Source organism: Bacillus sp. Root131 (genome assembly GCF_001429475.1).
Classification (GTDB): domain Bacteria; phylum Bacillota; class Bacilli; order Bacillales; family Bacillaceae_G; genus Bacillus_A; species Bacillus_A thuringiensis_S.
Genome location: NZ_LMJQ01000041.1, coordinates 225,525 through 235,524 on the forward strand (window position 1 = coordinate 225,525; position 10,000 = coordinate 235,524).

Here is a 10,000-nt window from a genome sequence, read left to right on the forward strand (position 1 = left end):
GTGTTTTTATGAAATTTGCAGATAAAGAAAGTATATCTATCGGTGATAAGTATTGGGTTAGAACCATTACAGACAAAGACTACGAAGTAGAGGTTGTTGGTAATCCCGTGGAAAACATATACCAGGATGTGCTAGTACATTGCAAACGATTAGATAGGACAGATTGTGATATCCGTTTGGAGTTTGTCCGTCATTTATATACAAAGGAATCTATTAACTTTGAAATTGTGAAATCGGATTGTAAATATCCTGTTGTTATCTACTCTCTTTCATACGTAAGTCCTTTAGGAAAGATTCCTGTCATCGAGAAAAAATTAGAGTCATACAAAGGCAAAGTGTTGTTTGACTTACTACTGAGCAATGGTTTTGCCTCTAACAGATATATTGAAGCAGAATTTAATGAAGGTAAGTTTTTAATAGGTTCTTTTCGCGCGGTAGAACCCGATATCGAAATAAAGATGGAGTCTTCCTCTTTTTATTTAAAAGAACCTTCATTATTAGATAATGGGATTCTTCATAACCCACAAAAGTTTTTATTTAAGAAAGGTAAGATCTTGTAATGAGTACTTCAACTACGAATCAAACAAAGGATGTTGTTATCCTTAGAAAAGATACAAACGTTACGTATTCACCTGGTACTCCTAATAAGTTTACCGCTAAAAGACACAATGTTATCTTGCGTAAGCGTAAGGATAAGATTGAGTTAAATATTCAAAATGACGGCTACGATGCGAATGGCCAACGTAAGTCTATTCTAAATGGATGCTTATTAACTAAAGAAGAAACTCAGTACCTAATTGATGAACTTCAAGGATTACTTAATCAAGATACAGTAAAAGAAAAACATCTTAAGGACGTGATTTGATGTCAGGTATAAATAACACTATTCACGATTGTCTTATTAGTGTAACTGGACGTGCACCAGAGCAGGATTTAATGAAGCGAGTTATCCGCCTCCTCCCTGCTTCTATCTTACTATTAGCTGAACACTGGGGACCGAACGATACAGAGTTCAGAGATAAAACATTAATTTGGATTAGTAACAACAAGAAAATGCTAGAAGGTGAACTTTGTGGAATTAACTAAAATCGTAGAAACATTAAAAACATGTAATGCAAAGGTTTATTTAGTAGGTGGAGCTGTTCGTGACTTACTATTAGACATCGTACCAAAAGATAAAGATTATTGTGTCACTGGTATATCACAAGAAGGATTCGAGAGTCTCTTCCCTACTGCTATGTTACAAGGTAAAGATTTCCCTGTTTATCGTATGGATATTGATGGAGAACTTTGTGAAGTAGCATTAGCTAGAAAAGAACGAAAAGTATCTGAAGGTCATAATGGTTTTGTTATCTATGCATCACCTGACATCACTATTGAGGATGATTTAGCCCGCCGAGATATTACTATCAATTCAATGGCTATCGACCTAGAAACAAATAAGTTAATTGATCCATTCTATGGTGAACTTGACTTACGAACTGAAACGATTCGTGCAACTACTGAAGCTTTTTGTGAAGATCCGCTTCGTGTGTATCGTGCTGCAAGATTTGCTGCAGAATATGGTTTCTTTATTGAATACAAAACATCGACGATGATGAATCAACTTAAATCAGAGTTGTTATCACTACCTATTGAACGTGTATTAGAAGAAACGAAGAAAGCATTCATGGCTCGTACCCCTTCCCGCTTCTTCCATGCATTAAAATCTGCAAATGTATTAGATGTTCATTTCCCTGAGATTGATTGCTTATCAGAACTTGAACAGAACTTAATGTACCACCCAGAAGGAAATGTATTTGAACATACGATGCAGGTTATTGATTCTGCTCGTTATCTTGCAGATGAATTACCTGTTAATAGTGAACTAGTAGTTATGTTCTCTGCCTTACTTCACGATGTCGGTAAATATGTAACAAAAGGTATTCACCCTGTTAAAGGTACTCCTACTTATATTGCACATGAAGCAGAAGGTGTTCCAATTGCAGAACAATTTCTTGACCGCTTTAATTTAAAATCTTACAAGAAGGCTATCTTATTCAATGTAGCTAACCACATGGTTTTCCACGACGCATTCACTGCAATGAAGAATGGTAAAGCTGTTGATTTTATGGAAGGTAAATTTGAATACAGTGGTAGTGATTATATAAGAAAACCAGGTCTTCTTCCGAGTGTCGGTTGGGCTCAAGATTACATTACCGTATGTATTGCTGATACAGTTGGTCGAATACGCAACCCGGAGCTATTACCAGCTGTTCTAAAAGTTGTATCTTGCATGTTACGTGTATTTAACACTGAAGGTACACTCAACTTTGACGAACTAATTAGAAAGCTATTGTTCATTACCGGTAGTTATGAATCAGCTAAGAAACTGACTGTTGATTTAGTTATCGCTATTAAACATAAGCGTATCATGGATATGTATGTAGAGAATTCAAAGGATATCGCCTGCCTTCTTGATATTGAAGAACTAAAGAAAACATACAAAGGTGAAAAGTTAGGTTTAATGATTCATAAGGATAAACGTACACAGCGCACTGTCATTATGAAGAATGCTCGTGAACAAATGTCTAACTATGTGGGGAAAATGGTATGAATCAAGAACTAACGCCAAGCGAATACTTTGAAATTATAAAAGGCAAAAAGAATACGATAGATGATCAAGAACTCGTAAACATCTATGATAACTGTCTTACTCTTTTGAACAAGTACAAAATCACTGGCCAAACTAAAGCTATTAAGAAATTAATCTTTCATTTAGAAACAATTGAAAAAGAACGTAGCATTGTGCAGGCTGGTATCGATACATTTGTTTACCGTGATGACATCGAAGAATTTATCGAGAACATTTCTAAAGATACAGTTAAGATTCAGGATCTTGAAAGTTACGAACGAGAAATACCTGATGATGTTGTTGCTGTTCTAGAGACTGTTAAAGATAAGTTCGACCAGTTCTATGTTGTGTTTACGGATTATACAGGTAAGGTTGAAAAACAAGTAACAAAGGAACGCCGCGACAAGGACCCTATCCTCTTCGGAACATTCCAAGATGAGAAAAGTAGAACGGTTATTGACCGTTTCTATTTTATTGGCGATTGGGAAGATGAGTATTGTGACCTTACGTTAGATAAGATGGTTAATAAAGTACAAACTTCTAAGGGGAAAAACATTTCTATGACAATTAAAACCCCTACAGATATTAAAGAATTAAAAGAACAGCTTTCTCTGCTAGAAGAACATGAAAACCGCTTTATAATGGGCAATAAACAAAAAACCGGTTTCTTCCAGAAGATATCTACGTTCTTCTCTAAAAAACATTGAAAGCAAACATAGATTTAACAGCTAATCAAGATTTTAATAAACCTGCTCAAAGAAAGCCTTGGTTCTTATATGAAAAAACACTTTCTATATTATCTAGTCGCTTAAGTAAACCTATTCCCTGGGATCAAAACGACATCTTTTCGATGTTAGGTTCAACTCCGAGAAATAGTTTGGTGCATATTGGTAACAAGGAAGCTATTAAGAAAGAAAAGCGGTGGGCTAAATTTGAGCAAGGCCTATCTTGTGAATGTTGTGGTAGAGATTTATCGCTTATGCCTTGGAACATGACTTATAACTTATGTACTCCATGTGATGAAAATCTCGACATAAGTATGAATGGACGAACGGCTATCTTGAATTTATAAAGGGGAATTTACATGAGAGCACTTATTGAAAACAATATGAAACTACTTATAGAAGAAAAATTAATCCGTACTGATGTAGTAGATCGTGCGATGGTTAATTTAGGAGGTTAATAACGTATGGGTGATTTAGCTGATGATTGTTATGAAACAGCCATGCAGGAAATGTTTTCTATCAAGGAAGCAGTTACTAAATATACTGTAAATGTTCCGGACCAAAAGGTTATTGATGATATCATCCAATCTTTTAAGGATAGTCCAGTTGATAAATCAGATAAGCATGAATGCCTAGCGCGGGACATACTGGTTACAGTAGCTAAAAGAAAAACACTAAGCATTAAGCAAAAGACCCGTTTAGTAATGGTATTGGTTGATCGATACACGGTGGGATATGAATGTGACTATGATTTATAACTCAAGGAGGGCTAACGCCCTCCCCTTTGTTGATTTTTATTCTATTTACTAAGGAGAGATAAATATGAGTACAGTAATTGAAGGATTAATAACACCAAACACAATTGAAAACACCGTTGAAACAATTGTTGATCCATTAGTTGAGAAATACGATTTAGAACAGGTTGAAATTAACTGGTCAGAAAAATCTACCTTAGCTAAAACAAATGAATTTGTGGCTTATTTTAAAAAACGTTTAAATCAGTTTCTATTACGTAACGAACGTATTGAAATAGCACATGAAATGAAACATTCGATTGCTGGTGGTTTTCTTTCAGATTCATATATGAAGAATGTACCAGAATTAAATAATGAAGAATCTTATCTCGTGACTGAGAGTAAATATAAGTCTAAAGATATTGATGTGTTCATGGAAGTTCCTGTATCAGCTTTCAGAGGATTAGATATTGAAGCATTTATTGAAGAAATACGGGAAGAATTAAAAATAGCTAGTGGTAGTCCATTCTCTTGCCCTACTTTCAATATTAAGAAGTTTGAAAGAAACTACACATATGACTTTATTTCCGTTCCGTATATCTTTGAAGTAAGTATCGATAAGATGACTAGAATCGAATTAATACTATGTCGTGATATAGAACGGATTATGGATTTTGATATCTCAATCAGACACTTCTTTAATTTTGGAGGTACAGAGGTTTATGCAGCGAAGTTTGCTATTAAAGACATTAAGAAAAAACGATTGTCTGTAGTGTGTCCAATTACACCTAAGAGCACATTGGTTCGTCTATTCTATTTCAAGAAACGCTATGGTTTTTCAATTCAATATACTGCTTTTAATATATTGACATGGGTATTCAAACAAAAAGGTAATACACCTGAAGAACTAATAGAATATGTAACTACTGTTGAGAAATTTAAATATGACTTTGCTCTTAGAAGCTATCTGTATAACATGGTTCTTGTATATCTTGAGGCATATACGGAATCTGCAGGCGGAAATATACCTCGAAAAGAATTTGCATCTCATGAACTACTCAACGTCTTAGCCAATGAAAAGATGTATCATCATAATGTATTTGTTAATGACAATGTATCGTACTTCGGAGAATTCAAAATGAGTTTCCCTTACTCTGACTTATTCCGACCTATTTATAAATTTGTCGCTAACAACTCTCTTTATGATGTAATGTTTGCAACAAAATTTCCACATGGCTTCTTCGGTAAGTTCTACAAGTATCTGAATATGGGCAATAACTTCCCGACTTTCTTAGATGAACATGGCTTAGAGTATCTTGAAGTGCTAAAAAAATGCGTGTACTCTCCTTACGAATTAATCATGACGTATGTGGAATATGAAGAAACTAAGTCCAAAGAACAAGAATTACGTGATAAGCGAAAGTTTGAATTAGAACTACGCAATCTATTTACGCTTACTAGTGACCAAGACAAGTATCGTTATCTTAATAAAAAGTTTATCAGGAAACTTAAAGCTGGTTATCAATCACACCAAACCCCGCTTCCAGACTATTGTAATGAAGAAGACATTCCTTCTTTCTTAAAATTAGCTAAGCCGGAACCAGTTGAGTTTTATAACGTAGGGGCTCCTACCCCTATAGATGACGACAATTTACCATTTTAATATATTATTAACCATGTGTCGTAACTCTTTCTCAGCCATATACACGGTTGACTACACCTACCCATGCGGGGAGACGACACATCTAACAATAAAACTTACATTCTAGGGGAATAAACTATAAAGTAATATATTAACCTAGAAAGATTATATTCTAGGGGAATCTAATAAATGGTATTAGATTCTCATACCTCCTCCCCTTCCATATTTGGTTGGGGTTGTTTAATTTATCAAATAATTATCAAATGTTTGGGGGTGTTTATATTGACAAACAAATCTATTAATCAAACAATATATAGAATCGAGGTGAGCTGTGGTGACCCATAGTGAACATGTTGCACTTGGAGACTTAGTTGTAGTTGACACTGGTGTCCTTGGAAAGTTGGTTTACAAAGTAACTAACGACTTCCTTCATATTAAACTTGAGAATATCGACAATGGCTTTGAATACAATGAAGTTTTCAAAAGTCTTGGTGAGTTAGATGAATTCATTCGTAAGTATTCTAGCAATATACGATTAGTTTCTTTACATTAAGAACATATCCCGGGACACATTCTCATATACTCTTAGTAAAGAAAACTAGGGGGATACATATGAAAAAGAAAAAGCGTGTAGGTGAACCAACCAATAAAAATAAGCCTAGAAAAACAGATGGACTACCTTCTAAGAAAAAGAAAGTAAGATCCGGGGCTTATTGCTAGTTATTATATATTAATAAGTTATATTACTCTAGGTGGGGGCTATCGCCCCTACCCTTTTTGTTTTCTATGAACTCAATTTCTATTGTTATTGTTTTATTCAAATAGCAATTGCGTTTGCAGAAAACTAAACCTGTCATCATGTTACGACACTTTTTAAATTATCTTAGGAATGTGTCCTAGACTTATTGTTTTGGGGAGGAGACATCTGTTCTGTTACATGTCAAATCCAAGTTTCTTGTAAAACACTATTATTTTTTTCATAGAGTATTTATTAGTCAACTTCTATTGACTTTCATACTCAAGCCGTTATATTTGAAAAGCTAAAATTATATTTCCGGAGGGATTATTAATGGTAGAACTAAATGAAAAAGAGCAATTAGAAGAATTAAAGGAAAAGATCGGTGATATCAAAGCCGATATCGCTAACTATATTGAAGATAAGTTCGATGACATCTTTGCATTAATCAATGGACGCATTGAAGAACTATGCGATACAGAGCATGATGATGATTTCTCTGATGAAGAAGATCATGAAGAATATGAGGAGCGCGACGTTCGTGATGAACTAACTCATGAACAAGAAGAACAAGCTGCAGTTTTATCACAAAACATTGCTTCTCAAATTCAGCAAACTAATCAAAATCAAGAAAACAGTGATGAAGACGCACCAGTAGTAGTAATCAGCTCCCCTGCTCCATCTTTAGCTGAAAATATTAAGAAACAAATCGATGAAGTAAAAACAGTTGCAACAGAAACTCCAGTAAGTCTTACTGAACAAATTGCACAACAAGTTGCTGATAAAAACAACTTAGCTGTGGTTGCACCTGCTATGTCTGAAGGTCCAGTTGATATTCCTCAACCTGCTGAAGGAGCGCCTCGACCATTAGGTCAAATTATTGAAGAACTACGTAATAGTGTAAACACTGGAGTTGATGCAACTTCAGTAGAAAAAACAGAGCAATTAGTAGAACAAGCTGCTACACAAACTCCAGATGTTAATACTATAAAAGCATCAGGATTAGCACAAGATATCAAAGTACAAGTATTATCTGATTCAATAAAAAAGCAATTATAATAAACGATGGAGTTGATGCAGTAAAGGAAAAGATCACCTAGGGGAAAGGTGGTCTTTTTTGTTATCACTCATACATAAAAATTAAGGCATAAACATAGAAAAAAGGGACAAAATGTGGATAAAATACACAAACTTGAGACTTTTAATATACAGAGAGAGAATTTAAAAGGAGATGTTAATAATGGAATATGGATTAATTGTTACTGATGTAAAAATGAAAATTAAAGATGGTAATGGCATGAAAGCGATTTGTAATATTGTAGTAAATGGTATGTTAGCTCTAAATGATATTAGGATTGTAGAAAACAGAAGTGGGAAATTAATGGTTGCAATGCCTTCTAAGAAAATGGGAGATGGTAGATTCAAAGATTTAGCTAATCCTGTCAATGCAGAAGCTAGAAGAATAATTGAAGATGCTGTAATTGGTGAATACAACAAACTAACTTCTTTAAGCAATGAGCTGTTTGCACTTATTGGCTAATACTATAAATAATAATAATACTAATAATATATCTATCACTATACATAGCAATGAAACTTGTACACTTACAATTGAATATGTAATGTAAAGCAATATTTATATAACTGGTAACAAGCCAGTCGGGATCAGTATATTGATCATCCAATCAAACTAGTAGATTCTAGTGTTTTTAATATTTTTGTAGTGGATTATAATGTAATACACGTTTTTTTATTAGTTTTTTAGTTAGATATATTGGCAATGTCGTACTCACAACATACAGATCTTTACCCACCATGATGAGATACACCCAACACGAGGAGGAAATAAAATAATGAAAATGAATACAAAAACAATCGTAGACAAAAAAATGCAGGCTGGAATGAACGAATTAGTACTTGAAATGAACTCTTTAAAAGATGGATTAGACATTACAACGATGACAAAAGACATTTCAAGATATATAGAACAAAAAGTGGTTGGTACAGGTAGAAATTATAAAGTGGATATGTATGCTTTAGCTGAGAATGGAGTTTTAAAATTCGAACAACTAGCTTCTTTTGAAAATGGTTTAAATACTGAACTTATAATGGGTAATAAGGTAGTCACAAACAAAGAATCCAAGTATGTACTTGTTGTCCAATGTAAGATGAAGCTTCATACTATCAACAACTTCTCGAAATTACAGCGACTGGTTTATGAATTGTATGGTTCGAATCCTGAAGTAGCAAAAAAAGGATTGGCAGCAATGTCACCAGAGGAACGATCCGTTATGGATGTAGCTCTTAAATATGAGCGTTGATATAGGGGGGTGTTAATTTTTACCCCCCTCCCCTTTTTACTTTTGAAAAGATACACTTTATTAGCCTAGAATACACTGTTTTCTAGTGAAATCTAGTATTTTGTAACAAAAAAAAGAGCCTGGGATTCCTCCCAGGCTTCTTTTAATTATTTACGTCTACCATATATACCTAGCATAGCAGATGCTGCTGCTGAACGAGCACTATTTTGAGGAGCTTCTTGCTCTTCTTCTTGTTCTTCAGTATTATCTATAACCTCATCATTATCTTCTACAATCTCTTCTACTTCTTTAGGTTCTTCAACACTTCGTTTTACTTCTTGTACTTCTACCTGTTCTCCACCTACGTAAACTTTTACTTCTTCAGCGTTATTCTTAGCTTTGTCTATTTTCGCAGGTTTAACTGGCACTGGAATAGTTTGTACTTGTGTTACTTCAGGTTCAACTGTCGCAGAAATATATTCATATGGATTAGGTGGCATACCATTACGTCTAATCATCTCTTGATACATTAGACTTTTAATCCATCCACTAAAATTTCGAACACCAACACTCTGAGCGTAGTCATATAACTTAGCATCATTTACATTAAGAGTATTGAAATAAACCGTTTTATGTTGCTGGTTATCCGGTTTTTTCTTTTTAGGCTTATTAGTACCTTCGTTTTTAGCCAATTAAATCACCCTTTTACCGCAGTAGCGAAGGCTTCTTTAGCAATAAAGTAAAGTCCTGCCGCATTTGCGTATATTGGTTTTAGACTCTTACTCTTTCTTGATAATGCTAGCTCAGGTTTCATAATTTCCATTCGATAGTTGTTGTCTTTTAGTTCGTTAAATGCATCTGCTAATTGTTCTGAATATCCACCACAAACATGAAGTGTTGAACCTTTTGGCCATTTTAAAGATTCAATTGAACCTTTAACTTTCTTTGCAATCATTTCAGCTGTTCGGTTAGCGTACATATTCTTATAGAATTCTACACCATTATGTATAGTATCTGCTGCTGTCGGTACAAGGATACCATTAACAAATGCTGCAAGATTGATAGTTTGCGAGCCAGCATCAACAACATAAACATTTTGAGATGTGAATTCATTTGAGAAGAATGCAGCTGCACCTTCTGGTAATACGATAATATCTTTAATACGAATATTTAAAGGAACGTCATTGAATGTAACTTCAATTGGGTTACCATTGTTTTTAAATCTAGTTTCAATCTCTTCTAGTTCTTC

Annotated in this window: 12 protein-coding genes and 1 pseudogene; 11 read left to right on the forward strand and 2 right to left on the reverse strand. The window is 34.3% G+C overall.

Annotated elements, in window-relative coordinates; genetic code table 11:
* The first annotated feature begins 8 nt into the window (after positions 1-8).
* The 11 genes from ASE54_RS29465 to ASE54_RS29520 all read left to right on the forward strand — a co-directional run bounded on the left by ASE54_RS29465 (position 9) and on the right by ASE54_RS29520 (position 8,772).
* Complete coding sequence (locus tag ASE54_RS29465; RefSeq protein WP_000666522.1) at positions 9-560, forward strand: type II toxin-antitoxin system RnlB family antitoxin; 552 nt, start codon at positions 9-11, stop codon at positions 558-560.
* Positions 560-865: a hypothetical protein gene (locus ASE54_RS29470; RefSeq protein WP_000108080.1), complete on the forward strand. Its 306-nt coding sequence runs from the start codon at positions 560-562 to the stop codon at positions 863-865. Before ASE54_RS29465 ends, ASE54_RS29470 begins: the two co-directional genes overlap by 1 nt.
* Entirely contained in the window at positions 865-1,086 is a 222-nt protein-coding gene (locus ASE54_RS29475) for a hypothetical protein (protein WP_000014348.1), read from the forward strand. Before ASE54_RS29470 ends, ASE54_RS29475 begins: the two co-directional genes overlap by 1 nt.
* A complete protein-coding gene (locus tag ASE54_RS29480) occupies positions 1,073-2,596 on the forward strand; it encodes an HD domain-containing protein (protein ID WP_000424042.1) in 1,524 nt (507 codons plus the stop codon). The genes ASE54_RS29475 and ASE54_RS29480 overlap by 14 nt, the downstream gene beginning before the upstream one ends.
* The gene (locus ASE54_RS29485; protein ID WP_001071098.1) at positions 2,593-3,321 is read left to right on the forward strand and encodes a hypothetical protein; all 729 of its coding nucleotides are present in this window, start codon (positions 2,593-2,595) and stop codon (positions 3,319-3,321) included. The genes ASE54_RS29480 and ASE54_RS29485 overlap by 4 nt, the downstream gene beginning before the upstream one ends.
* A 482-nt stretch (positions 3,322-3,803) precedes the next feature.
* Positions 3,804-4,097, forward strand: coding sequence for a hypothetical protein (locus ASE54_RS29495; RefSeq protein ID WP_000502605.1), 294 nt, complete (start codon positions 3,804-3,806; stop codon positions 4,095-4,097).
* A gap of 64 nt (positions 4,098-4,161) precedes the next feature.
* Positions 4,162-5,736: a hypothetical protein gene (locus ASE54_RS29500; protein WP_000108739.1), complete on the forward strand. Its 1,575-nt coding sequence runs from the start codon at positions 4,162-4,164 to the stop codon at positions 5,734-5,736.
* Positions 5,737-6,049: 313 nt separating this feature from the next.
* Complete coding sequence (locus ASE54_RS29505) at positions 6,050-6,268, forward strand: hypothetical protein (protein ID WP_000149726.1); 219 nt, start codon at positions 6,050-6,052, stop codon at positions 6,266-6,268.
* 516 nt (positions 6,269-6,784) lie between these two features.
* Positions 6,785-7,510 carry a hypothetical protein gene (locus tag ASE54_RS29510; RefSeq protein WP_000229935.1) on the forward strand — a complete coding sequence of 242 codons (726 nt, stop codon included), beginning with the start codon at positions 6,785-6,787 and terminating at the stop codon, positions 7,508-7,510.
* A 181-nt stretch (positions 7,511-7,691) separates the two neighbouring features.
* Positions 7,692-7,991, forward strand: coding sequence for a SpoVG family protein (locus ASE54_RS29515; RefSeq protein WP_000455658.1), 300 nt, complete (start codon positions 7,692-7,694; stop codon positions 7,989-7,991).
* A 313-nt stretch (positions 7,992-8,304) separates the two neighbouring features.
* Positions 8,305-8,772 (forward strand): hypothetical protein, encoded by a 468-nt coding sequence (locus ASE54_RS29520; protein WP_000783539.1) that lies wholly within the window; start codon positions 8,305-8,307, stop codon positions 8,770-8,772.
* A gap of 146 nt (positions 8,773-8,918) precedes the next feature.
* Here the strand turns inward: ASE54_RS29520 and ASE54_RS29525 are convergent, their stop codons facing one another.
* The gene (locus tag ASE54_RS29525) at positions 8,919-9,443 is read right to left on the reverse strand and encodes a hypothetical protein (RefSeq protein WP_001097001.1); all 525 of its coding nucleotides are present in this window, start codon (positions 9,441-9,443) and stop codon (positions 8,919-8,921) included.
* Between the two features lie 5 nt (positions 9,444-9,448).
* Positions 9,449-10,000: pseudogene (locus tag ASE54_RS36135) on the reverse strand (hypothetical protein); the annotation flags it as partial.

Coding starts and splice junctions, on each gene's coding strand:
- ASE54_RS29510 (WP_000229935.1), top strand. CDS start 6,785: ATGGTAGAACTAAATGAAAAAGAGCAATTAGAAGAATTAAAGGAAAAG.
- ASE54_RS29475 (WP_000014348.1), top strand. CDS start 865: ATGTCAGGTATAAATAACACTATTCACGATTGTCTTATTAGTGTAACT.
- ASE54_RS29495 (WP_000502605.1), top strand. CDS start 3,804: ATGGGTGATTTAGCTGATGATTGTTATGAAACAGCCATGCAGGAAATG.
- ASE54_RS29465 (WP_000666522.1), top strand. CDS start 9: ATGAAATTTGCAGATAAAGAAAGTATATCTATCGGTGATAAGTATTGG.
- ASE54_RS29500 (WP_000108739.1), top strand. CDS start 4,162: ATGAGTACAGTAATTGAAGGATTAATAACACCAAACACAATTGAAAAC.
- ASE54_RS29485 (WP_001071098.1), top strand. CDS start 2,593: ATGAATCAAGAACTAACGCCAAGCGAATACTTTGAAATTATAAAAGGC.
- ASE54_RS29520 (WP_000783539.1), top strand. CDS start 8,305: ATGAAAATGAATACAAAAACAATCGTAGACAAAAAAATGCAGGCTGGA.
- ASE54_RS29470 (WP_000108080.1), top strand. CDS start 560: ATGAGTACTTCAACTACGAATCAAACAAAGGATGTTGTTATCCTTAGA.
- ASE54_RS29515 (WP_000455658.1), top strand. CDS start 7,692: ATGGAATATGGATTAATTGTTACTGATGTAAAAATGAAAATTAAAGAT.